Annotated in this window: 29 protein-coding genes and 1 other annotated feature; of the genes, 22 read left to right on the top strand and 7 right to left on the bottom strand. The window is 40.5% G+C overall.

Annotated features, from left to right (window positions below):
* Window positions 1–49: 49 nt before the first annotated feature.
* Complete coding sequence (gene pdaA / locus V6Z54_RS03530) at window positions 50–841, top strand: delta-lactam-biosynthetic de-N-acetylase (RefSeq protein WP_073978563.1); 792 nt, start codon at window positions 50–52, stop codon at window positions 839–841.
* 34 nt (window positions 842–875) lie between these two features.
* Here pdaA and V6Z54_RS03525 read toward each other — a convergent pair whose 3' ends face one another.
* From V6Z54_RS03525 to V6Z54_RS03515, 3 genes are all read right to left on the bottom strand, one after another.
* Window positions 876–1,370 carry a DUF2716 domain-containing protein gene (locus V6Z54_RS03525; protein ID WP_338527704.1) on the bottom strand — a complete coding sequence of 165 codons (495 nt, stop codon included), beginning with the start codon at window positions 1,368–1,370 and terminating at the stop codon, window positions 876–878.
* A 33-nt stretch (window positions 1,371–1,403) separates the two neighbouring features.
* A complete protein-coding gene (gene corA / locus V6Z54_RS03520; RefSeq protein ID WP_041087269.1) occupies window positions 1,404–2,363 on the bottom strand; it encodes a magnesium/cobalt transporter CorA in 960 nt (319 codons plus the stop codon).
* A 132-nt stretch (window positions 2,364–2,495) separates the two neighbouring features.
* Window positions 2,496–3,011, bottom strand: coding sequence for a hypothetical protein (locus V6Z54_RS03515; RefSeq protein ID WP_039177173.1), 516 nt, complete (start codon window positions 3,009–3,011; stop codon window positions 2,496–2,498).
* A gap of 434 nt (window positions 3,012–3,445) precedes the next feature.
* Here V6Z54_RS03515 and V6Z54_RS03510 point away from each other — a divergent pair, with 434 nt between their 5' ends.
* From V6Z54_RS03510 to V6Z54_RS03495, 4 genes are all read left to right on the top strand, one after another.
* Complete coding sequence (locus V6Z54_RS03510) at window positions 3,446–4,315, top strand: DNA-3-methyladenine glycosylase (protein WP_041087273.1); 870 nt, start codon at window positions 3,446–3,448, stop codon at window positions 4,313–4,315.
* Window positions 4,316–4,417: 102 nt separating this feature from the next.
* Window positions 4,418–5,803, top strand: coding sequence for a 23S rRNA (uracil(1939)-C(5))-methyltransferase RlmD (rlmD, locus tag V6Z54_RS03505; RefSeq protein ID WP_107164082.1), 1,386 nt, complete (start codon window positions 4,418–4,420; stop codon window positions 5,801–5,803).
* Window positions 5,804–6,244: 441 nt separating this feature from the next.
* Window positions 6,245–7,003, top strand: coding sequence for a methyltransferase domain-containing protein (locus tag V6Z54_RS03500; RefSeq protein WP_338527703.1), 759 nt, complete (start codon window positions 6,245–6,247; stop codon window positions 7,001–7,003).
* Between the two features lie 147 nt (window positions 7,004–7,150).
* Window positions 7,151–7,564, top strand: a complete 414-nt coding sequence (locus V6Z54_RS03495) for a DUF6508 domain-containing protein (protein WP_338527702.1) — start codon at window positions 7,151–7,153, stop codon at window positions 7,562–7,564.
* 29 nt (window positions 7,565–7,593) lie between these two features.
* Here V6Z54_RS03495 and V6Z54_RS03490 read toward each other — a convergent pair whose 3' ends face one another.
* On the bottom strand, window positions 7,594–8,478 hold the full coding sequence (locus V6Z54_RS03490) for a LysR family transcriptional regulator (protein WP_338527701.1): 885 nt from the start codon (window positions 8,476–8,478) through the stop codon (window positions 7,594–7,596).
* 111 nt (window positions 8,479–8,589) lie between these two features.
* On the opposite strand from V6Z54_RS03490, the gene V6Z54_RS03485 reads away from it, so the two are divergent.
* The 10 genes from V6Z54_RS03485 to V6Z54_RS03440 all read left to right on the top strand — a co-directional run bounded on the left by V6Z54_RS03485 (window position 8,590) and on the right by V6Z54_RS03440 (window position 19,183).
* Window positions 8,590–8,979: a tautomerase family protein gene (locus V6Z54_RS03485; RefSeq protein WP_047203605.1), complete on the top strand. Its 390-nt coding sequence runs from the start codon at window positions 8,590–8,592 to the stop codon at window positions 8,977–8,979.
* 26 nt (window positions 8,980–9,005) lie between these two features.
* Window positions 9,006–9,329, top strand: coding sequence for a carboxymuconolactone decarboxylase family protein (locus V6Z54_RS03480; protein ID WP_046526907.1), 324 nt, complete (start codon window positions 9,006–9,008; stop codon window positions 9,327–9,329).
* A 139-nt stretch (window positions 9,330–9,468) separates the two neighbouring features.
* Window positions 9,469–10,296, top strand: a complete 828-nt coding sequence (locus V6Z54_RS03475) for a MerR family transcriptional regulator (protein WP_338527700.1) — start codon at window positions 9,469–9,471, stop codon at window positions 10,294–10,296.
* 26 nt (window positions 10,297–10,322) lie between these two features.
* Window positions 10,323–11,510: an MFS transporter gene (locus tag V6Z54_RS03470; protein ID WP_338527699.1), complete on the top strand. Its 1,188-nt coding sequence runs from the start codon at window positions 10,323–10,325 to the stop codon at window positions 11,508–11,510.
* 187 nt (window positions 11,511–11,697) lie between these two features.
* A complete protein-coding gene (locus V6Z54_RS03465; protein WP_338527698.1) occupies window positions 11,698–12,528 on the top strand; it encodes a DNA alkylation repair protein in 831 nt (276 codons plus the stop codon).
* Between the two features lie 273 nt (window positions 12,529–12,801).
* Window positions 12,802–13,986 carry a DUF1835 domain-containing protein gene (locus V6Z54_RS03460; protein WP_041087291.1) on the top strand — a complete coding sequence of 395 codons (1,185 nt, stop codon included), beginning with the start codon at window positions 12,802–12,804 and terminating at the stop codon, window positions 13,984–13,986.
* Window positions 13,987–14,060: 74 nt separating this feature from the next.
* Window positions 14,061–14,284, top strand: a binding site (T-box leader).
* Between the two features lie 314 nt (window positions 14,285–14,598).
* Window positions 14,599–16,521, top strand: a complete 1,923-nt coding sequence (gene thrS / locus V6Z54_RS03455) for a threonine--tRNA ligase (protein WP_269104068.1) — start codon at window positions 14,599–14,601, stop codon at window positions 16,519–16,521.
* Window positions 16,522–16,682: 161 nt separating this feature from the next.
* Window positions 16,683–17,252 (top strand): hypothetical protein, encoded by a 570-nt coding sequence (locus V6Z54_RS03450; protein WP_269104067.1) that lies wholly within the window; start codon window positions 16,683–16,685, stop codon window positions 17,250–17,252.
* Between the two features lie 23 nt (window positions 17,253–17,275).
* Window positions 17,276–18,559 (top strand): hypothetical protein, encoded by a 1,284-nt coding sequence (locus V6Z54_RS03445; RefSeq protein ID WP_269104066.1) that lies wholly within the window; start codon window positions 17,276–17,278, stop codon window positions 18,557–18,559.
* 342 nt (window positions 18,560–18,901) lie between these two features.
* Complete coding sequence (locus V6Z54_RS03440; RefSeq protein ID WP_041087297.1) at window positions 18,902–19,183, top strand: hypothetical protein; 282 nt, start codon at window positions 18,902–18,904, stop codon at window positions 19,181–19,183.
* An 85-nt stretch (window positions 19,184–19,268) separates the two neighbouring features.
* Here V6Z54_RS03440 and V6Z54_RS03435 read toward each other — a convergent pair whose 3' ends face one another.
* The 3 genes from V6Z54_RS03435 to V6Z54_RS03425 form a co-directional block, all read right to left on the bottom strand.
* Window positions 19,269–19,583, bottom strand: coding sequence for an SMR family transporter (locus V6Z54_RS03435; protein WP_073978546.1), 315 nt, complete (start codon window positions 19,581–19,583; stop codon window positions 19,269–19,271).
* A gap of 1 nt (window position 19,584) precedes the next feature.
* A complete protein-coding gene (locus tag V6Z54_RS03430) occupies window positions 19,585–19,929 on the bottom strand; it encodes an SMR family transporter (RefSeq protein ID WP_024425239.1) in 345 nt (114 codons plus the stop codon).
* Between the two features lie 80 nt (window positions 19,930–20,009).
* Entirely contained in the window at window positions 20,010–20,588 is a 579-nt protein-coding gene (locus V6Z54_RS03425) for a TetR family transcriptional regulator (RefSeq protein ID WP_039183028.1), read from the bottom strand.
* A gap of 176 nt (window positions 20,589–20,764) precedes the next feature.
* Between V6Z54_RS03425 and V6Z54_RS03420 the strand changes: the two genes are divergently transcribed.
* From V6Z54_RS03420 to V6Z54_RS03390, 7 genes are all read left to right on the top strand, one after another.
* Window positions 20,765–21,310, top strand: a complete 546-nt coding sequence (locus tag V6Z54_RS03420) for a VanZ family protein (RefSeq protein WP_073978543.1) — start codon at window positions 20,765–20,767, stop codon at window positions 21,308–21,310.
* Entirely contained in the window at window positions 21,311–21,775 is a 465-nt protein-coding gene (locus V6Z54_RS03415) for a DUF6884 domain-containing protein (RefSeq protein ID WP_039177212.1), read from the top strand. It begins immediately after the preceding gene.
* Between the two features lie 159 nt (window positions 21,776–21,934).
* Window positions 21,935–22,564, top strand: coding sequence for a rhamnogalacturonan acetylesterase (locus V6Z54_RS03410; protein WP_041087393.1), 630 nt, complete (start codon window positions 21,935–21,937; stop codon window positions 22,562–22,564).
* A 152-nt stretch (window positions 22,565–22,716) separates the two neighbouring features.
* Window positions 22,717–23,757, top strand: a complete 1,041-nt coding sequence (locus V6Z54_RS03405) for an NAD(P)/FAD-dependent oxidoreductase (protein ID WP_024425818.1) — start codon at window positions 22,717–22,719, stop codon at window positions 23,755–23,757.
* Between the two features lie 69 nt (window positions 23,758–23,826).
* Window positions 23,827–24,141 (top strand): hypothetical protein, encoded by a 315-nt coding sequence (locus V6Z54_RS03400; protein WP_269104064.1) that lies wholly within the window; start codon window positions 23,827–23,829, stop codon window positions 24,139–24,141.
* A 316-nt stretch (window positions 24,142–24,457) separates the two neighbouring features.
* Window positions 24,458–25,024: a sigma-70 family RNA polymerase sigma factor gene (locus V6Z54_RS03395; RefSeq protein ID WP_041087311.1), complete on the top strand. Its 567-nt coding sequence runs from the start codon at window positions 24,458–24,460 to the stop codon at window positions 25,022–25,024.
* Complete coding sequence (locus V6Z54_RS03390; protein WP_075611045.1) at window positions 25,021–25,767, top strand: anti-sigma factor; 747 nt, start codon at window positions 25,021–25,023, stop codon at window positions 25,765–25,767. The genes V6Z54_RS03395 and V6Z54_RS03390 overlap by 4 nt, the downstream gene beginning before the upstream one ends.
* Window positions 25,768–25,805: the final 38 nt, after the last annotated feature.

The raw sequence follows: 25,805 nt of genomic DNA, 5'->3' as shown, positions 1-25,805 counted from the left end.
AGTCTCGGTCTTATTCTGCACAATAGAAGAAAAACCGGGAAGTGACGTAATGAAAAAATTCATGCTGATCTGTTTATGTGCGCTTTTTGTTTCCATGCCTCTTTCAGAAGCAGGAGCCGTGTCTAATAAGCCCATCCACTGGGGATTTGCGAAAAGTAAAGAGCACAGGCCGCCGGATGCGGGCAAAGAATTGACGGCACTCTTAAAAAAGTATGATGCCTTCTATTTAGGTAACACGAAAAAGAAAGAGATTTATTTCACCTTCGACAACGGCTATGAAAATGGGTACACACCCAAGATATTAGACGTGCTGAAAAAACATCAAGTACCAGGCACCTTTTTTGTGACAGGTCACTTTGTAAAGGACCAGCCGGAGCTTGTCAAACGTATGGCAGAAGAAGGTCATATCATTGGCAACCATTCCTATCATCATCCAGATTTAACAACAAAGAGCACGAAAGAAATCAAAGAAGAACTGGACCGTGTCAATGAAGCTGTGTACAAAATCACAGGAAAACAAGATAACCTCTATCTTCGTCCGCCGCGCGGTGTGTTCAGTGAAAGGGTACTAAAAGAAACAAAACAGCTCGGCTACCAAACTGTTTTCTGGTCAGTGGCGTTTGTAGACTGGCATATCCATCATCAAAAAGGAAAACAGTATGCTTATGATCAAATGATGAAGCAGGCGCACCCAGGTGCCATTTACTTACTTCATACCGTCTCAAGAGACAATGCCGAAGCGCTGGATGATGCCATCACCGCTCTGAAAAAACAAGGATATTCCTTTAAAAGCCTAGACGATCTCATGCTTGAAAAAGTATGGCAGCTGCCTCAGCTATAGAAAAAAGCCTGCAGAAGACCTGCAGGCTTTCTGATTATCCCTCTCTGATTTTACGCTGAAACAAAAGAGGGTGATGACGTGAAAAAGAGTCAATTAAGCCCTCACCGAAAATTGTGATGCTTTGCTCCCAAGGATGTCCTAGCAGGCCCCAATTCATTTCTTTTGATAAAAAGAAATAGTAATCCCCATTAGGAAGAACAGGAACTTTCCATTCTCCAAATTCATCTTTTTCAAACGAGCCATATGGTGTGATCCAGTAGCATTCGTGCTGCCAATCAAGTGCCAGCATATATTCGTCTGTTCCGGTGATATTCTCCTGAAAAGAGAGCAGTGCCTTTTTTTCAAGATCTTCATCTGCATGTAGAAGAAAAGAGTCCTCAAAATACGCAGAGATGTCATATGTGATGTAAGGAGAGGGTGCTTGAAAAGCTGGAAAGCGAGAGATGCTTGGTTTAAATTTGAACTCTCGAGCAAATGTCTTCCAGGCGAATTTTAATTCTTTGTCTTTCAGTGGAATCCAGTTTTCCAAATTATCTTCCTCCCAAGCACTTCTCTCAAAACATTATTTAAAAATCCTAAACCAACCTTTATGTTTAAACCACAAAAGCATACCCGAGACGAGGAGACCCATGAAAATCAGCACGCCAAAATAGCCGTATTTCCAGTGTAATTCAGGCATGTTGTCAAAGTTCATTCCGTACACACCAACAATAAAGGTTAGTGGAATAAAAATGGTCGACACAATGGTCAATGTCATCATGATCGCATTCATCCGATTGGAATTTAGCGTCTGATAGCTGTCTCGTAAATCAGCTGTCATATCACGGTTTGACTCAACAATTTCGGTTAGTTTTAATAGATGATCATAAATATCATTAAAATACGCTTGGCGGTTTGTATCGCTTTTCATCGTATTTGTGTTCACAATACGATATAAAAGGTCCCTCATCGGGATAATCGTTCTTCGCAGTTTGAGCAAATCGGATCGGATTCCGAATACTTCGTTCATCAACGTCCCATACGTTTTATGACCTTCTTCATCCTCAATTTCATTCAGCCTGTCCTCTATTTGATAAATAATAGGGAAATAATCATCAACAAGCTGATCAATCAGCATGTAGGCAATATGCTCAGGTCCGCTGTTTCTTTCTTTATCAGACCCCTTGAGCTTTCGAATGACACGCTCAATGTATGGCGCTTCCTTTAAATGAAAGGTCACGATATAGTTTTCACCAACAAACAGATCAACTTCCTCAGAACGCAGCGTTTTTTGATTAAGGGCATGCAGCACGAAAAATAAATACCCCTCATAAAAATCAAGCTTCGGCCGCTGCAAATAATGGAAGCAATCCTCAATCGCAAGCGGATGGAACTGAAAATATTCCTTCAAAAGCGCTGCTTCCTTTTCCGTTGGTGCATGAAAATCAATCCAATACCAGGCGATATCGGGGCTTGAAAGCTGCTGCATTGTTGCATGTTCAATCAAGTCGCCGTTTTTTGTCACTGCAAGTTTTCTCAGCATGTGCACCCCTCCAGACTTGCATTATATCATGAAGCAGCGCCGGTGAACTTATACGTTTTCTCCATAAAAAAAGCCGATCTCAGAAAGAGATCGGTTAAATGTGCGTGTATGATTGATGGATAAAACCGAGAATTAAGGACGATGGAACGTAACGAATTTATCTTGACGGTCAAACCAGCCTCTAAACGCCCAGTTATCCCAGCCGCCATCGCCGTTGTTTTTAAATGTACCACTTTCGAATACCCAAATTCCGTAAACAACATTACCAAGATTAGCAGTAGCGAAAGTTTTGACGCCGTTAAAACGGTCTTCGTAGTTCTGGCTTAGGTTAAAGACCATGACATTATATCTGCCGCCAGCAGCGTAGAATGTGCTTTCCATGACGCTTTTCACGAATCCAGAACGGTTTGCATTTGCGTTTACTGCGTTTACAATGGCATTGGCAATCCCAAGAACATCAAAGTTTACGTTAACATTAGGGCTAGCCGTAGTGCCAGCTTTACCTTCAGCAGCAGCTTTGTTTAAGACAGTTTGCTGAAGTGTAGTAGAAACAGGTGCTGAAGTTTTTGGCTCAGCAGCGTCAGCGAATAATGGCAGTGTCGAAGAAACAGCAGTGGCAAGTGCAACAGAAAGAATGGTTTTTTTCATTGGTCGGATCTCCTTTGTTTTTTAATTTTGGGTCTTCTTTTTTGTAAAATGTGAAACTAGGTGAAGCCGGTTATCAATGAGGTAAATATGTTCCTGCAAGATAAAACAAATGATTGCCTAATCCGCTAATTCCTTTGTTCACCTCCTTGATATGTCATAATTATACAAATATATTCAGAGAGGAAGATATCACCCAGAGGTTCTATTTCTAATTTAAGGAAAATGATCCTAAAATGTTGAAGGATGCTGTCGAATTTTAGCTGAATGCGACTAAAAAATTTCGTCTATCCAATAGGAGAATGACCACAAATAAGGAAGATATAACTGATAAATTCTTGTACTCTTTATGTTTAAAAGTATTCAATAAAGAGAATCATTCATGCAAAATGAAACAATCACATCTGCGTATGTTTGCAGAAAGGAAGAGGACATGTATGTGGGAAAAACAGCTGGTGGTAGAGCCGCCGTATCATTTCGATCAAGTGCTTAGACGTTTATCAAGTGATCCATTAAAAGCAGTTGATTTGAGTCAAAGAGAAATAAAAGTACCGATCAGATTAAAGCAAAAACCGTACGTGGTCATCGTTCAAGCTACTGGAACAAAAGATGCGCCTATGTTCCGGGTGCGATCAAACGGCCCGGAGGAACCCCTTCTTTCTGAGGTGAAACGGATATTTGGCATGGAGCATCAATTACACATGATTCAAGACCATTTTTCTCAAACCAATCTAGCACCCATTTTTGAGCAGCATATCGGAACGCCGCTCATGCTGGATTTTCATTTATATCATTGTTTCATGAAATGCATCATTCATCAGCAGCTTAATCTTTCGTTTGCTTACGAGCTCACGAAACGATTTGTCCATACGTACGGTGAGCAAATAGAAGGTGTATGGTTTGATCCTTTACCAGAAACCATTGCCTCTCTTGAAACAGATGATTTGAGAAAGCTTCAATTTAGTCAGCGAAAAGCAGAATATGTCATCGATGTATCGAAACGAATTGTGAGCGGCTCACTTTGTTTAGAGGAATTACACGACTTATCTGACCTGGAGGTAGAAGAGCGATTGCTTCCGATTAGAGGGATTGGACCTTGGACGGTTCAAAATGTGCTCATGAATGGGCTTGGAAGACCAAATCTCTTTCCAATGGCAGATATAGGCATTCAAAATGCAATCAAACGGCACTTCGACCTGCCTGAAAAACCGACAAAAGAAGAGATGGCAGCGCTAAGCAAGGAATGGACTCCATATTTAAGCTACGCTTCTCTATATTTATGGAGAAGCATTGAGACAGATAAATAAATGAAAGGCATTTTCTCTCTTTGTCCAAGACGTGATATACTAAGGAGATGGAATAAAATGAAGACAACCTATCAATGGTTTAAATAGAACGGAGAGAATAAAGTGAAAGAAAAACAGCAAGGTGCCCTTTTGCAAAAGGGACAGCAGTTCCCGCTTACCATTAAACGCCTTGGCATTAATGGTGAAGGGGTCGGTTATTTTAAAAAGCAAGTGGTCTTTGTCCCAGGCGCGCTTCCGGGTGAGGAAGTGGTGGTTGAAGCAACGAATGTCCAAGCAAAATATGCAGAAGGTACAGTGAGGAAAGTGCGAAAGCGCTCCGAGCATCGAGTCAAACCGCCATGCCCAGTATACGAAGAGTGCGGCGGCTGTCAGCTTCAGCATTTGGCGTACGAGCAGCAGCTAAATGAAAAGCGTGATATTGTCATTCAATCAATGGAGCGCCATACAAAGCTATCGGTTGAAAAGCTTGATATTCGGCCAACGATCGGTATGGAAGACCCGTGGCATTACCGAAACAAAAGTCAGTTCCAAGTAGGACGTTCTCACAGCGGAGACATCATTGCAGGACTTTATGGACTGAATTCTCATAAGCTTGTACCGATCAAGGAATGTATCGTGCAGCATCCAAAAACGAACAAAACAACGGGCGTTGTCCGCAAAATTTTAGAGAAATTCGGTGTATCGGTCTACAATGAACGAACAAGAAAAGGCGACGTACGTTCGATTGTCGTGCGTGTCGGCTTTGAAACAGGGGAAGTACAAGTCGTTCTTGTCACATCAAAACCTGAATTTCCAAAGAAAAAAGAAATCGCCGAAGCCATTCAAAAACGTCTGCCTGAAGTGACGTCCATTATGCATAATATCAATGGCGAAAAAACATCAGTCATCTTCGGCCATAAAACATCTCATCTAGCTGGCAATATGGTCATCCAAGAATTTTTAGGAGACGTCTCTTTTGAACTAAGTGCACGTGCTTTTTTCCAATTGAATCCAAAGCAGACGCTAAAGCTTTACGATGAAGCGAAAAAAGCGGCCAAATTGACTGGCAAAGAAAAGGTCGTCGATGCGTATTGCGGCGTTGGAACCATTGGGATGTGGCTCTCAGATGGCGCAAAAGAAGTAAGAGGAATGGATGTCATCAAAGAATCAATTGATGATGCCAAGAAAAATGCCAAAAAACACGGCATGAAAAACGCGACCTATGTGACAGGAACAGCTGAACATTGGCTGCCAAAATGGGTCAAAGAAGGCTTCCGTCCTGACGTCATCGTCGTCGACCCGCCAAGAACAGGCTGCGAGCGCACCTTCTTAGACACCGTCAAACAAGTCAAACCAAAACGCTTTGTCTACGTCTCTTGTAACCCATCCACACTAGCAAAAGACCTTGAATACATGTCAAAAGACTACAAAATCGAATACATGCAGCCAGTTGATATGTTTCCGCATACGGCGCATGTGGAGTGTGTAGTGTCTTTATCTCTTAAATAAAAAGGGAATGACAGCTATGATAGACCAAAATGCATTCAAACGATTCCAACTATATATGGACCCACAGCAGACGAAATTGGTGGACCGAAAACAGCAATAGAAAAGGCAGTAACTAAATGAAAAAACCCTTCCAACAGGAGGGGTTTTACTTTAACTAACAATCTATTTCTTAAGCTCTTTTTTCGTATTCTCTTCTATCATTGTACTTAGACCTCTATAATGAGACATCTATCATGAGCTCTCGATTCTCAAACAAAATCATGTCTTACTCAAATATCAGTTGAATGAATTTTGAAATGAATGTCAAAAATCAAGATTCTTACAGGGAGTTATTGAATATGAGACTAAAAGAACATGAAATATAACAACTTTATATATTCGTAAGAGGCCCACCAATTATTTAATCATTAAAACTGCAAAATGATAATTGGAGGGATTATGATGAATGACAAACAGTTTTCTTCATTTATAAAACAAGCAGATGAACCTTTTGTTGGGTGGGATTTCTCATTCATATCTGAAACTGGAAGAATGAAAAGTGAGTTGCTTTCATGGTCATATGGTAGTATAGCTACTTCTCTTGTTCAAAATGCAAAATCAATGCCGGACATGGGAACAGGTGGTGGAGAGTTTTTATCAAAATTAAGACCTTTTCCAACATCAGTTTATGCTACAGAAGGTTACTTACCTAATGTACCTGTCGCAAAAGAACGATTAACCCCTTTAGGAGTTAAGGTAGTTCAAATTTCTAATGATGAAAATTTGCCGTTTGAGACTGGAAAATTTAATCTTATCATCAATCAACATGAGTCATTTTCATCTCAAGAGGTGAGAAGAATTATCTCGAAAGAAGGTATTTTTCTAACTCAACAAGTCGGTGGACTCGATTGCATAGAGATTAATGAGAATCTAAGGGTACCAATAAATGAAGAATTTATTGATTGGAACTTAAAGCTAGCTTTAAAAGAGATACAGGAGAATCATTTTGAGGTGTTGAAAAGTGCTGAAGAGTTCCCCATTCTAAGATTTTATGATATCGGAGCATTGGTGTATTATCTAAAAGCAATTCCTTGGCAAGTGCCAGGTTTTGAAATAAGTAATTTCAAGGATGAATTATACACCATTCATAAAACCATTGAACAGAAGGGTTATTTTGACGCAAAACAACACCGATTTATGATTTTAGCTAAAGCAATTTAGTTGGAAATGGAGCCTTTGATCTATTTGAAGGCTCCAGCTTAATTCTGAACTAATGTCACTCCTGTATGCACGATACATGGCCTGAAAATGTTTCCTTTTATTATTGTCGGGCTTGAAAGCATTCTAAAAAAATAGAGGAGGATAACGATGAGTCAATTTGAGATGCTCACAAAATACATACCGATGCTTCAGGAGGACCATATCGGAGAATGGGTGATCGATCAGGAAAATGATGGAACAGCTGAACGCCCAATCCAGATGCCTTTTGTAAATTATTCCGAAACGGTCCAAAGCTTGATTGATGATGTCTATACCTTTGCAGAACAGCATCAAGAAATGGAACTTACCCGCTATAGTGAAATCCTCTTAGAAAATGGAATTGAATGGGGAACGAACGATATGGAGCATGTGGACATTTCAAATTTAAATGCGCAGTGTGTACTTGCTCTCATCATGGGGGCTTTGAGAGCTGAGCGATTTAGTGAGGGAGCCATTTTCAATTTCTTTAAAAGTGGGGCGATCTTGAAATGGCTTGAAAGATTAAAAAACCTAGATGTATGAAATCTAGGTTTTTTGTTTTTGATACGAGATCACGAGCATGTGAATTGCTCCGCTTCTTGACGAAATAGATTAAGCAGCAGCTGCTTGGTGTTTTCCAGAGAGAGATGGGGGTCCTTATGAGTTAAGATTCCTATCGGGATAAAAGGGTCCTCCATTTCAATTGGAACTTTCACAAACTCGTCTGACAATGGGGTAGAGGAAAGGACGACTCCGACAGAGGGAAATCCCTTTAGAAATGATGGAATGGCTGAAATCTGGCTGACGGTATAAGTGAAGGGCTCCACATTTATTCTTGAAAGTTCCTTTTGTAACTTCATGTGATATAAACAACTTTCCCCGCCTATGATCAGAGGCTGTTCATAAAGTTCCTTGATCAATGAGATCGTTCCAACTTGATCTGCCTGCTGTTTTGCGATAATAAAAGACATTTCCTCCTTGTACAACTCCTCAAACGGAAGTGTATTCATCACTGGTTCCCCTACAATGGCAAAATCGAGCTCTCCCTTGAGGAGCTGCTTGTGAAGGAAATCTGTATTACCAATGATAAAGTGGCATGTGATATTCGGTTTTTGCTTTCTGAATGTTTGAAGGACGGAAGGAAGAATAGAGACAGCAATTGGTTCTATGACGCCTATATTCAAGGTTCCGATTTCTTCTTTTTGGAGTTTTTGTGATTGCTCTAATACAAAATGCCAATGGAGTATCAACTGATCAATCTCTTTGGCAAACAATTGTCCTGAAGGGGTTAATTCAGCCTCCCATCCTCTTACAAACAATTGAAATCCTAATTCCTTTTCTAATCGTTTAATCTGATTCGTTATGGTCGACTGTGCATAATTCAATTTTTGAGCGGCTTTTGAGAAGGTCCCTTCCTGAATCACGGCTTGAAATGCTTTTAACTCTTTTAGGTCCATTTCTAATATTCTCCATTCGATATATGAATATGATTTTATATATTATTCAATTATATAAAACGAGTATTGGGATGTAAAATGAAGTGAGACAGAAAAAGGGAGATGACATACATGCCATTTGTAAAAGTCAGTTATATGGAAGATGAGTACGATAAAGAAAGCTTAACTTCTATTAGCCAAACGATCATGAAGGCTCTGATAAAAGAATTTCAAGTTCCTAAAAAAGACTACTTTCAGGTATTCAGTTCACATAAGAAAGAAGAATTTTTTTATGATCCCCATTATCTTGTTCGTCATGAAAGAGATCATCGTCTTTTATATATCCAAATTACATGTGGTTCAGGAAGAACCGAGGGACAGAAGCAATCTTTATATAAGGAAATAGCTGACCAGTTGTATAACAAACTCCATATATCAAAAGAAAATGTATTCATTATGCTGATTGAGACAGGCTTGGAAAATTGGTCCTTTGGAGAAGGGCTTGCGCAGATGATCAAGTAACGGAACGATTGAAAGGGGAAATAGCTATGCATCAACCAATCAAGCAAACTGTAAAATTCACTCTCGGAGATTTTGCTCCAGCATTTGTTGAGTACTCAGAAAAAGTTCTCTTTGGAGATTTGTGGAGAAGGGAGGAACTTTCTCTTAGAGATCGCAGTATGATTACAGTCTCAGCTTTAGTAAGTACGGGCAGTCTGAATCAGCTGGAATACCATTTACATCTTGCCAAAGAAAATGGTGTCACGAAGAACGAATTGATTGAAGTCATCACTCATCTTAGTTTTTATATCGGATGGCCTAAAGCAGCTTCAGCACTAGAAGCGGCTAAACATATTTTGGAGGACAAATAAAATTCATCAAACAACGAGCCCTATTTGAGATAGGGCTTTTTTATATGCGAATAAATTGTATTTTAAAATCTTCTATTGACTTTCCCCTTTACTGAAAGGTTTATACTTTGATCAGATCAACAAAACGGAGGAGATCAGGATGTTCAAGATTGGCGATTTTTCTATGTTAAGTAAAGTCCCTGTCAAAACCTTAAGGTATTATGACCAAATCGATTTATTAAAGCCTAAACAGATCGATCAAGATTCTGGATACCGGTATTACTCAGCTGAACAGCTGCTTGAGGTTAATCGAATTTTTCTGTACAAGGAATTAGGCTTTACGTTAAAGCAAATGAGTCAGCTTCTTCGTGAAGATATTTCTGTTGAACAGATTCAGGGCATGTTTCTCTTGAAAGAAAGTGAGATTCAGCAATTGATCGAGAGAGAACAGCAGAAATTAGCGCGTATTAAGGAGCGGATGCACCTCATCAAACGAGAGGGTTGTGTTGAAAAAGAGCAGGAGGTCATCATCAAATCGGTTGAAAGCAAACGCATCATGTCTTTTCAATCCAACGGAACTGTTGACGAAATCCCATTATTCTTTGAAACATTTCATCATTTGTTACATAAACATCCGCAAGAATTGAACTCTGAGCCACAAATCGTGCTGTGGAGGGAATCACTTGCTAAAGAAAGTGAGTTCGAATTTGAGGTTGGGTATTCCGCTAAAGCGTTAAGGGGTTCTCTTCCTCAGGGAATTACGATGCGCACGTTACCAGCTGAAGAAACCATGGCGACGCTCCTATTTCATTCAGATTCTCCATTTGCACAAACTGCTTGTGTTGACCTGGCGACATGGATCGAAAATAACGGATATCGCGTGAAAGAAGATCAGCCGGGCAGAGAGATTTATTACCCATTGTCTGAAAATGAAGAAGGAAGACTCATTGAAATTCAAATTCCTATAAAAAATGAAGTCAAATCGTAAACATTGCCCAAAGGAGAAACGTCACGATGAAAAATAAAGTCGTTGTTTATTTACTTGCTTTAGCAGCCTTCTTAATCGGAACAATCGAATATATCATTACAGGGATTATTCAAATGGTCGCAGAAGATTTACAGGTCACGACATCAGCTGCTGGTTTATTGGTTACATCCTTAGCGCTCTCAGCAGCAATCGGCACACCAATTGTCATTGCACTGACCATCAATATCGACCGCAGAAAAATATTATCATGGATGCTGATCATTTTTACTTTAAGTAATATCATCACAAGTGTCAGCCATTCGTTTGAAATGGTGCTGATGACAAGGGTTTTACAAGGTATTAGTGGAGGGACGGCCATTGTGGTGGCAATGGCTGTGGCCACTCGGCTTGTCGAACGAGAAAAAAGAGGAACAGCCATTGGCATCATCTTAATGGGATTAAGCAGTTCCTTAGTTTTAGGGGTGCCAATCGGGACATTTCTAAGCAGCATGATTGGATGGAAAGCATTATTTGCAGCCATTGGATTGATCACGCTCATTCCGCTGATTGTTGTATACAGGCGCATCCCTTCTATGAAAGAACAAGAACCGGTGACGCTAGGTATGCAGTTATCAATTTTAAAAGATAAGAGAATTTTGCTGGCAGTGGCAGTGACGCTATTCTATGTTGGGGGATATTCCACTTTATTTACCTATTTAACGCCATTCCTGCAAGAATCAGCAAACCTCAGCATCACAGAAATCAGCGGCATTTTATTGCTAGCGGGAATATGCAGCTTTTTGGGCTCCAGTCTTGGAGGGGTAGCAGCAGATAAAAAAGGCCCAATATTCACGATTTTCTCCGGAATTATTCTACAAATCATCATGCTTATGCTGCTAGCATTTGTGACAGGGAATCTCGTGGTCATGGTGGCGGTGATCATGATATGGATGATCGCTACATGGAGCACATCTCCAGCTCAGCAGCTATATCTCGTCACACTTGTCCCTAAATCTCCTGATATCGCATTAAGTGTCAATACATCATTTATTCAATTCGGATTTGCTTTAGGCTCGGGTTTAGGAGGGCTTGTATTGAGCAGGACATCTATATTGAACCTGAGCTGGATCAGCGCTGGAACGGTTCTTCTCGCTTTGCTCATGACCATCCTGATGGTGGCGTTTGATCGATTTTTTCAGCGTAAGGGTTTGAAGGTGATAGGGCAAGGAAGGTAACATAGATTCACTATTATTGAGGAAACTACTTATTTCGGGTAGTTCCTTTTTGATTTGAAGAATGCACCAGTTGAGGAAGTTTGTTTGCTACAATAGGAGTAAATATCCAAAGGTTTTTAAGCGTTAATAACAAATGGCTCCAAAAAATAATGCCAAAAATGTACTACTAGACAGGAGAGAATACATAATGCCAATAAGCGAGGACATCATCAATCGTAAAGGCGCTCGAAAGGGGAGTGACATTCCTCATGACGTCTTGATTCTTTTGAATCAGGGAGAGTTAGAGAGTGTCAATTTAACTGAATGGTTGGCTGTCAATCACGTGACTCTATTACAACATGTTTTGCCGTCCATTGGTTTAGACAAACATTTAATCGATCTTTCAGCTGAAATCGCCAAACAAAAAGCGGAGTCAGGCATGAAAGCGATTCGTCTTATCGGTCATTTGTTAGATGAAATGCTGCGGAAAGAAAATGAGGAAAAAAGAGTGGAAGTCATACAGGCATGCAGTTGTCACATATCTGATAGCGCCCGCTGCTGGGCTGCTTATATGAACAAACAGCATTCATCCTCTTTAGAAGAGAAACTAGCGTACATTCAGCCATTTGCAGCTGATCATCATTTTGGTGTACGCGAAATTGCTTGGATGTCAGTGAGAGAAAGTCTAAGTCAGCAGCTCGATCAAAGTATAGAATATTTAACAGAATGGGCAAAAAGTGAGGATGAAAATATTCGTCGATTCTCTGTAGAGGCAATCCGTCCAAGAGGTGTATGGACAAAGCATATTGAGTTATTAAAAGAGGAGCCAGAAAGAGCACTGCCAATTCTAAATCACCTCAAATCTGATCCATCAACATATGTTCAAGATTCTGTAGGAAACTGGCTGAATGACGCTAGTAAAACACAGCCTGATTGGGTACGAAATCTGTGCGAACAGTGGTCAAAGGATTCTGATACAAAAGCGACTAGCAGAATTGTTAAGAAAGCCAAGAGAACGAGTGTGAAGGGGAATTTGTGAATTAGAGCATGATCTACATTCCTTTTATGAGGAGATTTCTACGATAAATCAATCGGAAAGAAAGTCTCAGAGAGTTGTACGCAAATGGCCCCATTTCGTGGGGCTTTTCGTTTTTCGTAAAAGTCTAGCTTCCACTGTTCTGCCATGATTACTTCTGTAAAGATCTAATCATCTCCTTGTCATACTTTTGAATGAAATTGACTCAATAGAATTGACGAAAGAACCATGAATAGGTGAAGATGAAATAAACTGTAAGATAAAGGGAGACGGATGATGATACATATCATATTTGGGGCGGCAGCTGCCGGTAGTTTAAAACAAGCAATACGTGAAATGAAGCAAAATCAAATAGATGATGTCATCGCTTTTGATGATATTTATTCGATTGGACCACTTCTACATTTACACGAACATGAAGGACAAGCGAACCGTATAGAATGGCTGCGTAACGTGATGTCAAATGAATTTGGCTATTTTGACGACATGGTCAACGATCAGCATAGAATGCTTCAGCAAATAAAAGAAATAAAAGCTGGCAGTCGTATACTCATCTGGACAGGCAGTAATGCACATGAGCAAATTGGCTTACGATATGCCGTCTATTTATTAAAAGAAAAAAGCATTGAATTGTCTGTAATCAATATAACGACAGCATTTGATCAGCTGTTCAATACGAATACAAGAAGAATGATCCTTCGACATTCCGGAGAAATCGCATCTGAAAAATTTAAAATTTTGTATGAGAGTAAAGAGCATATTCACCCAGTGACAAAAGAAGAGAGAGAAAGATTACAAAACGAATGGCTTTCACTTGCTAAAGAAAATCATACGCTGCGGATATGGCAAAAAGGACAAGTGATCAGCGTACCAGAAGATGAATTTGATGCTTATTTAGTGAAAATGGCTAAGCGGCTTCATCAGTCCGCGCCAGAAGAGGAGTATATCGTCACTCCACGCTTAATAGGAGAAGTCATTGGTCATTTAGATCAGTATATCGGTGATGATTTTATTGAATATCGATTGAAGACATTAATTGATCAAGGGATGTTTGACATGAAAGGAAAACGAACTTCCATGCGTTATTACTCGATTAAACTGACAGAGTTCGGTCAGAACTTCAAAAAATGGGTGTGCTGTCGAGAGTTTGAGGATCATCCTTTTGTGAAAATTGAAGGAGATTACGGTGGTGAACCTTTTCATTGCGGGCATTGTCAATGTCATTTAGAAAGAGATGATTTACCAATGAGTGATACCCTTTTCTCAAAGTTATGGAATTGGAATATACAGTATGGCCGCTGGTTTGACGAAGAAACCGATGATTTGCTGCCAAATGGTGTAGACATGGAAAAGAAATTCAATCAAGAAGGAGAGAGAATCACTGAAGAAGTGAAACGGGCCTTATCACCTGCGTTTCAAATTGAATATAGCCCAAGTGAATACACACAATATTACATTTAAAGAATGAATTTCAAAAGCTCTTCACAAAATAACCCTTTACATCATCCATTATCATCATGTAAGATATGGAGAAATTAAAAGCGAAGAAAAGGACATGAGCAATTTTTACTGGTTATCAGAGAGGGAAGTCACGCTGAAATCTTCCTAACACAGAAAAGTTGTCTTACCACCTTTGAGCTGTATTGGGGAAATTACAGTATCCAATATCGTTTACGCCACGTTACGGCACCAGAGCCATAAAGCGAATACGCATTATGGGAATTTGGGTGGAACCACGGATCTCACATTCGTCCCTTTATGAGGGATGGGTGTGTTTTTTTGTACGCTCATATAGGATCATTGCTTTGAAAAGGACATGAGCAGCTTTTATCGGTTACCAGAGAGGGAAGTCACGCTGAAATCTTCCTAACGCAGAAAAGCTGTCTTACCACCTTTGAGCTGTATTGGGGAAAATTGCAGTAACCAATACCGTCAATGTCACGTTACGGCGCCAGAGCCATAAAGCGAATACGCGTTATGGGAATTTGGGTGGAACCACGGATTACACATTCGTCCCTCTATGAGGGATGGGTGTGTTTTTTTATTTCAAAAAATAGGAAAGGTGTGTCAGTTATGAGAGAAAACATGGTGAAGATTCAATTTCCGGATGGAAAGATAAAGGAGTTTCCCGCAGGTACGACTGTTGCAGATGTTGCCTCCCATATTAGTCCGAGCTTAAGAAAAAAAGCAGTGGCGGGAAAGGTCAATGATCAAATGGTTGATTTAAGTGAAAAGTTAAACAGCGATGTTCGGCTGTCTATTGTCACACTTGATTCAAAAGAAGGGCTTGAAGTGCTGCGCCATACATCTGCACACGTATTAGCCCAGGCTGTGAAAAGGTTATATGACAATGTCACACTGGGGATCGGACCGGTCATTGAAAATGGATTTTACTACGATATGAAGCTCGATCAAACATTAAGCGTTGAGGATTTAGCAGGAATTGAAAAAGAGATGAAAAATATCATAAATGAGAATCATCCTATCCAAAGAAAAGAGGTCTCTTACAAAGAAGCTGAAGCGCTGTTTGCACATGATCCATATAAGCTGGATATTTTAAAAGATCTGCCCTCTCAAAAAGCCATCACAGTTTATCAGCAAGGAGAATTTGTAGATTTATGCCGCGGACCGCATGTACCTTCTACAGGGTACTTAAAGTCATTTAAACTAACACGTGTTGCAGGGGCTTATTGGCGGGGAGATAGCAATCAGGATGTCTTGCAGCGAGTGTATGGTGTAGCGTTTCAGCATACAAATCATCTAGCTGATTATCTTCATTTCATGGAAGAAGCAAATAAACGTGATCACCGGAAATTAGGGAAGCAGTTATCCCTCTTTATGTTTTCAGAAGAAGCGCCAGGCATGCCGTTTTATTTACCAAAAGGTCAGATTGTCAGAAATGAATTAATGGCCTTTTCAAGAGAAGTGCGAGGAAAAGCGCAATACGAAGAAGTGAGTACACCGTTTATGATGAACCAAGAGCTTTGGGAAAAGTCAGGGCACTGGGATCATTATCATGAAAATATGTATTTCTCAGAAGTAGACCAAACAAGCTTTGCTTTAAAACCGATGAACTGTCCGGGGCATATGCTCATGTTCAAAAACAGCTTATATTCATACAGAGACCTCCCGATCAGAATGGCTGAGTTTGGCCAGGTGCATCGTCATGAATTTAGCGGAGCGTTAAATGGATTGTTCAGGGTCAGGACATTTTGCCAAGATGATGCTCACATTTTTTTAAGAGAAGATCAAATCGAAGCTGAAATCAAAGGGATTTTCCAATTAGTTGATCATGTGTATCGGACATTTGGGTTTGAGTATTCAGTCGAGCTATCCACTCGTCCAGAAAAAGCCTTAGGGGATGATGCCATTTGGGAAATATCCGAAACGGCACTAAAAAATGTGCTTGATCGTCTAAAGGTCGACTACCAGCTAAATGAAGGAGATGGGGCATTTTATGGCCCGAAGATCGATTTTCATATTAAAGATGCCCTGCAGCGGAGCCATCAGTGCGCCACGATTCAGCTGGATTTTCAAATGCCTGAGAAATTTGATTTAACATATATCAATGAAAAAAATGAAAAGGTACGGCCAGTTGTGATTCACAGCGCCATTTTTGGTTCTCTAGATCGTTTCCTTGGCATTCTCATTGAGCATTTTGCGGGTGTCTTTCCATTATGGCTAGCACCAGTACAAGTACAAATCATCCCAGTCTCAACTGTTCACCTTGATCACTGCTTAGAGGTGCAGCAGCAATTAAGAAGTATCGGAATAAGAGCAACAATCGATGAACGGGATGAAAAACTTGGCTACAAAATGAGAGAAGCACAAATGCAAAAAATCCCTTATATCGCTGTCATTGGCGATATAGAAATGCAAGAAAAATCACTAAATATTAGACAGCACGGAGAAAAGATTTCAAAGCAGCTGTCTGTTGAGGACTTTAAACACTTGGCAGCTCAGCAAATAAAAGACAGATCGGCTGCTCAGATATAATGTTACGAAGGATGAGACGACCATGAAATGATGGGCGTCTTTTCATTTGCAGAAAAACGGAATCTGCAATGGAAAGGGAAAATATTGAAACATTTTTTCGGTAAAATCGTAATAAAGATAGGGCGTTTAACAGAAACCTTTAAAACGGAGAGGAGTATTACATGGAACAAGCTGCACTGAAAAAGATGAGGACAAAACAAGTAGTTATCTCTAATTTACTATTCGGCGTGATGATCTTGATTTTTTTTATTTTGATTCAAAAAGTTGAGATTCAATTTACATATTTCTTTCTTTGTTTAGGAATCTTCATGCTCCTTCAAGGCATTTACGGCTTGATCAAAAAAGGATCAACAAAGTCTTTCATTCCCATTTTTGAGCAGGTAGCCATTTATGAAAAAGAGAAATTGGGGAAAGAGTGGGAGAAGGAACAGAGAATGGAGAACATTTGGAAATTGATATTGAGCGCGCTTATGTTCTTCCAATCATTTAGTTTTCAAACGTTACAAGATCCATTCTTTCATATAGAACCTAAGTTTCTCATTTTCTTATTTGTTATGGCTCTAGCCCTTATCAATATAAGCATGCTTTTTCGCTTTAGAAAAATCGACCGATCGACGGAAGCGCATGGATTAAAAGGCTTTACAAAGGAATCAAATATGCTGGCAATGGCTTTAGGAATATTATCAGCGATCGTCATATTCGGCTTTATCGTCATCTTTCTTCTTCCATAAAACTGAATTTTGAGGTGAAACAAATGAATGCAAACATACAACAACTGATCGATCAGACAAAGGCGAAATTTGGCTTAGATTTTTACTATCTAAAAAGACACAGTTTTCATCGTTACGTCAATATGTTCAATGAAACGGTTTATACATTGAATATGGAATGGTTTCCCTCTCATGAAGCTGAACCCGAGGACGATGATCTAAACCCGGACGGCACAGCTGTGATTGACGTGAATTTGAATACAGGCCAGATTGAAACGGTCATTTTTGTCATGGATAAAACCTTCGCGAAGAATGGTGTCACATTTAAGAGGCCTTATCCAGCTCATGCCATTCAATGGATTGAACAAGAAACAGGGTTGATTGATGGTGAGCATTTTCACTTGCATCAAAAGGAGAAAGGGGAACTTTTTTTCGAAGAAGCAATTGATGGTGTGAAAGTGATGCCTTCAGGTAGAATCGAGGTGAAATGGGATGAACATGGGCAACTCATTCACTTTACACATCGAGGGCCATTTATGGCAAAAAAACGACTAAGAGCTGAAGAATATGTGCTTTCCATTGATAGGATCGAGGATTTAGCTCAGCAGCAAGTGCAGCGGTTTGATTGGCCAGCCTTCGAGCAGAATCGAATCCGCCCTATATATGCGTTAGAAGAAATTTATGTCAAGAACGATGGAACGGGAACGATACCATTTGAAATTGGGCGTGAAGAAACACATTGTATACACATGAATCAGGTCATGGAGTGGAATGAACCGTTAAACAAATCCTTTGAAAAAAAGGAAATCAATATAAACGAGGACATTACTGCTGAACAAGCCTTCTCACTAGAGCCTTCACCAGATACATTCCCGATCTCAAAAGAAGAGCAAGCTGAGTGTATCAAAGCGGTTCGCACCTTTTTGGCGCAAAAATATTCAAAGGATACAGGGAAGTGGGTGCTAAAAACACTCCACCGTGACCATGGCTACATCGAAGCGATATTAAAAACGAATGAGCAAGAAGGCTGTGGATTTATGGATAAGATCAAGGTCTTCATTGATGCCAGCACTTTTGAAGCCATTAATTACATAGATAAAAAAGAGATGTTTCAAGTATGCGGGATACTTAATCCATCTCAAACAGCTAGTGAAATCACCATATCTCAGAAAGAAGCCTTTGAAACATTGAGAGAACGCCTCGAACTTACACCCATCTACGTCTATGACGATGTGCAAAAACAATATATTTTATGCGGCAAGCTTGACTGTCATGATGGCGTTGATGCAGTGAGCGGCGAAGTTTTCTCTTTGACAGACCTTTCATAACTTCTAAAAGAACAGTGAGTAGCTGTTCTTTTTTGTCCCATTTTCCTCTTTTTAGAATAAAAATGGAATTTTGTAGAAGGAAGTTGTCGTTTCATCACGAAAGAAACAGATAAGAATATGATCATAGGTCCATCGGTTGGAATTCGTATTTCATATAATAAACGTCATACATATTGAAAACCCATTGCAGTAAAGTTGATCTACAAATCTTTTAGTAGAAAAAATGAAATCATGTCTCTAGTAGTAAGCGAAACTACGCGGACTGAGATCATAGGATGAGTTGAACATGTTTGTTTTAGGTAAGCTTAAAGTTATAAATAGAAGAAAGTGAGGATATCTAACTTGAGTACATTGGAAGTGTTTCGTCAGTTTTTGGTTGACCATTATCCTGCGTTACAAGATGAGCTTTGGTTGCAAGATGTTGATACCCTTCGAATCTCTCCTATTCTTCATCCTTTTCTGAAAAGCAAGCTGCCAGAAGGAATCGAAAAATTCACTTGTGTCCTATTCACGCAGCAGACAGATCAAACCGCTGCACCGCTCAAAGTCTACCTTCTATTAGATGAATATGAGCAATCGCTTTACGCCATTGATTTGATGAATGAACAAATAGCGTTTCATTAATACAGAAGCAAAAAGCTGCTTGAGAGCTCCTCAGCAGCTTTTTTGATGAATATTAAATGGAAAATCAATTCCATTGCTTTTTCTATTATGCAAACAACTTCAGCCCAACCACACCAATCACAATCAGCAGCAGGCTGAGTATACGAATCAAGTTTTTCGGCTCTTTAAATAAAATCATATTAAACAAGACAGAGCCCGCCGTTCCAAGCCCGATCCAGACCGTATAAGCGACGGATACTTGAACGGAAGAAAACGAGGCGTATAAAAACAAAAAGGATAACGCAAACCCGCCGACAAATAAAATGCCTGTCGTGATTTGTTTTTTCTTACTAAACATATTGAGGCCAATGGTCCCGCCGATTTCGCAGGCAGAGGCTAACAGTACAAAAAACCAGCCCATGTTATACCGCTTCTCCTTTCTGCTCATGTGCATCTCCATCAGACACTTTCAGTCCAATAATTCCGAGAATTAAAATACCCATAAATAAGAGCTTTTCTAATGAAAATGAACCGCCAAACAGCGCATAATCCATCAAAGATGTCCCAATCGTTCCAACACCGGCAAACACGGCGTACACGGTTCCTGTCGGCAGCTTTTCACAGGCCTTCATTAAAAAATAAAAATCAACCGGGATCAGGCAGATAATGATGGCCCACTCCCACAATGCATCTGCTCTATTTAAACCAAACACCCAAAGTAATTCGAATAAACAAGTGAGTGCAACATACATCCAGCTTTTTTTCATTGTATTTCCTCCTAAAACTCAAAACTGACGATTCGTCATTTTAAAGCCAAAAAAGAGCGTACAGCAAGTGCTGTACTAAGTTAAGGTGTCTCTATGCCAAGTGCGTAAAGAAGAAATTGCTTCACCTCTCGCTTTTGAATCAGAACCTCTTCTGTATCTGTTTCCGTAAATAAGTACATTTGTTCAGCAGACGATTCGAGTAAACCAATAATGAATTTCGCCGCGTAATGACAGTTCAAATTCGCACGGACTCGTTTGTCCTGCTTTGCCTTTTCTAGAAAAGCAGCGACCCATTTGTAAATCGGCTCATAAATATCTTCCCATTCCTTTAAATGCTCGGTGGCGGCTAAGCCTGAGTAGGTCAGGGCAAGGACATCACGGTATTGCCTTGTAAAAGCGAAAATGAATTCAACAAGCGCATCTGCTTGATCGAGGACATCTGCATGCTGAGTGAATTCCTTTTCGATCGCAGGCACCATTTGAGCGATCAGATGTTCAGCGATGGCAGGCATGACGGAAAGCTTTGAAGGAAAATATAAATAAAACGTTCCTTGCGCTACTCCTGCTGCTTTCACAATATCCGAAATGGTCGTCTTTTCAATGCCTTTTTCTTTAAACGCATCAATCGCAGCAAGCATAATCTTTTCTCGTTTCGACATATCATCACCGACCTTAAATGACTGAATGTCATTCAGTTTAGCGAGAAAATGACGATTTGTCAATATGGTTTTCTCTTCATTGAATGTGAGAATAAGTGATGAATAGATGCGGGCAAGCCTGAATAAGCTGTAAATATGGTCAAGCATCATCATGTGAGAAAGGGGCAGCTCTCTGTATGACATCCAGTGCTATGTTTTCCATTGCTTATTTTCTCCTGCTCGTCCCGCTCTATTTACATATGAGATACAGACAGGCAAAAAAGCAACAGCGTTTTATCTATTTACGAACAGAATTGATCCTTGCCTGTCTGTTTATTTATACGAATGTTTTATTATATTTGACGGTCTTTCCAAATCGTTTTTCCGCCCCAAGGGATCAGGTGAGTGTGAATCTCATGCCTTTGCAGTCCATTTATCAAAATCTTCACGCTTACCATCACGGCTATCCCAATCTCGTCTTTTTAAATTTAGCAGGGAACATATTGTTATTTGTCCCACTCGGTTTTTTTCTTTATCAAGCCTTTCGAACCATGCGCTGGCAAAAGGCGGTTCTTGGCGGCTTTCTCCTGTCAACAATGATCGAAGTGCTCCAATGGATGTTCTCGCAATCTGGTATCATTACAAGAAGCAGCGATATTGATGATATTCTTTTAAATACACTTGGCACAGCGCTAGGCTGTATCATGTATCAGATCTATCGAAAAAGGAAGGAGAAAACCTGAGTGAAGCGAGTTTGTATCATTCCATGTGGCGCGAAGAAAATTTGGGACGTCGATCCAGAGGCAGGAAGCCAGCCAGCGAACCTTGTTTATTTAAGTCCCCTGCATCAGCGTACGAAAAGCTATGCTCAAACGTTCTTTTCAGACTGGATGATCTTATCAGCGAAGCACGGATTCTTAAAGGCAGATGATATCATACATGAAAATTATGATGTGGCTTTTGGTATACCGCATGCTAAACAGATCACACGAGAAGAACTGAGCCGACAATTTCATCAAAAAAATCTTTTCGCATATGATGAACTGGTGGTACTAGGTGGGAAGAAATATCGAAAAGTGATCGACCCTTTATTACATCCTCATCAAAAAGCGAATTACCCGCTGGCTCCATATAAAGGAATTGGCTATATGCTTCAGGCGTTACATCAAGCAGTAGAATCAAAAATAGAACTTCCGCCGCATATTTAACACATTCACATCTACCGGTAAGCAGGGTTTTGATCATTAAAAAGAGAATAATTGAAATAGCGATGCTGAGTTGTTTCATATCTTTTCAGCAGCCACTAGGATGCCCGTATCGCTCGGGTGAAGTGGCTCAATGAAAAAGGGAGGCGTATGAACATGACAATGACAACCATCTATTTAGCTGGTGATTCGACCGTTTCATCTTATCCAGATCGTCCTGTTCAAGGAGGATGGGGAGAGTTTTTACACCGCTATACAGCGCACGGCGTTCACGTCGAGAATCGTGCCATTGGTGGAAGAAGCTCAAAAACATTCATTGAAGAAGGACGCCTTGATGACATATTGGCTGACATTCAGCCAGGAGACTGGCTTTTCACACAAATGGGGCACAATGATGCTTCAAAGGAGAAGCCTGAGCGCCATACAGATCCTTTCACAACGTATAAAAGCTACCTGTCTCAATATATTCATGGAGCAAGAGCAAAAGGGGCAACACCACTTTTACTCACCCCAGTCGGCCGTTTTCATGAAAAAGACGGAGAATATATCAATGATTTTCCTGATTACTGTGCCGCTATGAAAGAATTAGCCGATGAAGAAGAAGTTCTTCTCGTCGATTTAAATACCGCAAGTCTTCAGTTTTATCAAATTTCCGGCATAGAGAAAACGACCTCTTACTTTATGCTGTCAACAGGAATTGAGGATCGCACGCACTTTACAAAAGAAGGCGCAGATGCGATTGCAAGACTTGTTTCTCTTGAATTAAAAGACCTTGGTTTAACCATCGTGTGATAAATGACAGGACGAGTGAGCGCTCGTCCTGTTCTTTTTTGCAGAAAGCTATTGATTCCCTTCACTAGAGTAGACTACAATAGATACATATGATAATGAGAATCAATATCACTGATAAATAGATCATTCGATGGAAAACTGGAGGGACTCAAATGACAGATCAGCTTGAATTGTTTGACGTCACCATAATTGGCGGCGGGCCAGCAGGCATGTACACCGCCTTTTATAGTGGGATGCGGGACTTAAAGACGAAGGTACTTGAGTACAACGAAAGCCTTGGCGGGAAAATCCTTCTGTATCCTGAAAAGGTCATTTGGGATGTCGGCGGTTTACCGCCAACAAGAGGAGAACAGCTGATACAGCAGCTGGAAACACAGGCGAAAACATTTGAACCAGAGATTGCACTGAATCAAAAAATCACATCATTCGAGCGAGATGAACATAATCATATCCTGCTGACGGCTGAAAATGGTGATCGTCATTTGACAAAGACCCTCATATTAGCGATGGGTCACGGCATTCCAGTTCAGCGGAAACTTGAAATTGAGCATGCAGACCGCTATGAAGTGACAAACCTTTATTACACTGTCCAGGAGCTCAAGACATTTGCAGGGAAGCGGGTTGTGATTTCTGGAGGCGGCGATTCAGCGGTTGACTGGGCCAATGCCCTTGCTCCGATTGCTGAAAGTGTCACCGTTGTGCATCGCCGTGACATGTTTGGCGGACATGAGAAAAACGTCGCCAATATGAAGGCAACTTGCAAACGAATTTTAACCCCGCATGAACTAACAGAGCTGCATGGTCAAGGTGACAAAATTGATGCCGTCACCATTCAAAACATAGAGACAGGTGAAAAAGAACGAATCGAAACAGATGCTGTGATCGTTAATCACGGGATGAAAGGCGATTTAAGCGTGCTATCAGAATGGGGTCTCAAGCAAGGTGAATGGGGACTGATCGAGGTTAATGAAAAAATGGAAACCAATTTACCGGGCGTCTATGCGGTAGGCGACTTGTGTACACATAAAAGCAAGGTCCGCTTAATTGCTGGTACATTTGTTGATGGAGTCAATGCGCTGAATAGCGCAAAGCTTTACATCGAACCAGAAGCCGAAAAAGTGGCATACGTTTCCTCTCATAATGAACGCTTTAAGGAGAAAAACAAAGAATTACAAACAGCTGGAGCTCGCTGATGAATATCCAGTCAAACATTGAAGTGCTAAAATTTTAGCACTTTTTTTATATGGAAGGAGAAAGAGAAAATGACAACCCGTACTCATACCATTCTGCGCATGAAAGAAAGTAAAGAGCGATCTCTTTCTGTCAAACAAACAGTCTCCTGGCATACATCTTTCCCTATGTTCTTGACATGCGACGGATCTGTGAGAATTGAAATGGAAGGATTGCAATATCAGCTAAACGCAAAAGACAGTATGTTGATCCGCTCAGGTATAAACGTAATGCTCCAATCGTTATCCAACGAACAGGTGGCGATTTATATGATCACATTTGATCAGTTTACCCTGGCACCATCATATATGGACACTCCAATTTCTCCAATTTACACCCTATTATGACATGCGGAAACAATGCGTTCTACCTCAATTGAATGGAGAGGGAGACGAGATTTTTGCTAAAATCAGCTGATGAGAGAGTGGTCACACATGGATTCTTGACTTTTGTATCATGAGTGATCCAAACGTTCTGTTATGTCGTAAAGTAAGTACATTCTCATGAGGAGCACACTTCCTTTTTCAGCGCTCTTTTTTTCTCCTTGAAAAAAGAGTAAAGTACAAGGTAGGCTTATTTCAGTAAATCGAGTGATAAGCAATACGTGAAGGATTTCATGATGGATGCGCATGCTCTTTCTCATGAAAAAGGAAGGAGATGACCATGGACACACTGAAAGATTTTGAGCTGTATCACAAGATCAAATATGATCGTCACAAGCCCTCGCTTGAAGTGCTGTACGATCGCTATGAACGTGTATTATATTCGTTTATTTATAAAATGACTGGAAACCGTGAGCTCGCGGAGGAAGTGCTTCAAGAGGTCTTTATCAAGCTCTGGCGCGGCATAGGAGAATATCATACGGATAAAGGGAAATTCTCCTCGTGGTTATTCATGATGTCACGCAACACGGCCATTGATCTCTTAAGAAAGCACCGGAATGAAACGGCTTTGGAAGATGAACATATTGAATATTTAGCCGATCATCAAGAAGATGTATCAAAAGAAGTGGAATGGAACGAGGAAAAACAAATCATACGTGAAGCAGTATCTACATTGTCAAAAGAACAGCAAACCATCATAGAAGATGTCTATTTTAAAGGGATGACACAAAAGAGCATCGCGGAAAAGCTGGGCATCCCTATTGGTACGGTAAAGGGAAGGGTTCGGTTGTCATTGAAGCATTTGCGATCAAAACTGTCTCGCGGAGGAAAGGAGGAAGAGGCATGACTCAGTGTAAACATCAAGTGATTGATTATTTCAACGGGCATTTACAAGGAGAAGAAAAAACGCTATTTGAAGAGCACATCAAGCACTGCCCAGCTTGCAAAGAAGAGCTTGAAGAATTGACAGCGCTCATGTCTGACATTCCACTTCTAGCCGAAGACCAAACACCTCCGGCAGGGATGAAAGACCGTATTTTATCCCAGGTGTTTGAAGAAGAGACAGTTGAAGAAAACAATAGCGATAGAATAGAGCTCAAGGCTTCACCTGAGCCAAACGAAATCAAACCGCTGCAAAAGAAACGAAACCAGTGGCTCTTACCGCTCGTTGCCGCACTGCTTCTTATTTCAGCAGCTGGAAATGTGTATTTATTATCGAATGGAAAACAGCAGGCGGAAGAGCCTGTTAGGGTTGTTGCCACAAAATCACTGGCTTCTGCCGCATCACCAAAAACGACAGGTGCTTTTTCAGTGATAGAGCATAACGGCAAAAAAGAACTTGTTGTGAGTGCAGACGGCTTAAAGGGTCAGCTTGATTCATCTGCTGTTTATCAAGTGTGGCTCATTAAAGGAGATCAGCCGGTGCCAGCTGGTGCTTTTAAAACAGATAACAAAGGGGAAGGAACCGTCACCTATGCGTTATCTGAAAAAGAAGCAAGCGAATCATGGGATACCGTGGCTGTTACCCTGGAACCAAAAAAGGATAACAAGCTTCCGCAAGGTCCAGTCGTACTAAGCGCTGCTTTTTAAGTTTGATTCATCAAGGATGCCTTTTTAGGGGTATCCTT

The sequence above is a fragment of the Bacillus sp. MAG717A genome, assembly GCF_036884855.1.
GTDB lineage: Bacteria > Bacillota > Bacilli > Bacillales > Bacillaceae > Bacillus > Bacillus safensis.
This window is presented reverse-complemented; position numbering and strand designations above follow the sequence as displayed.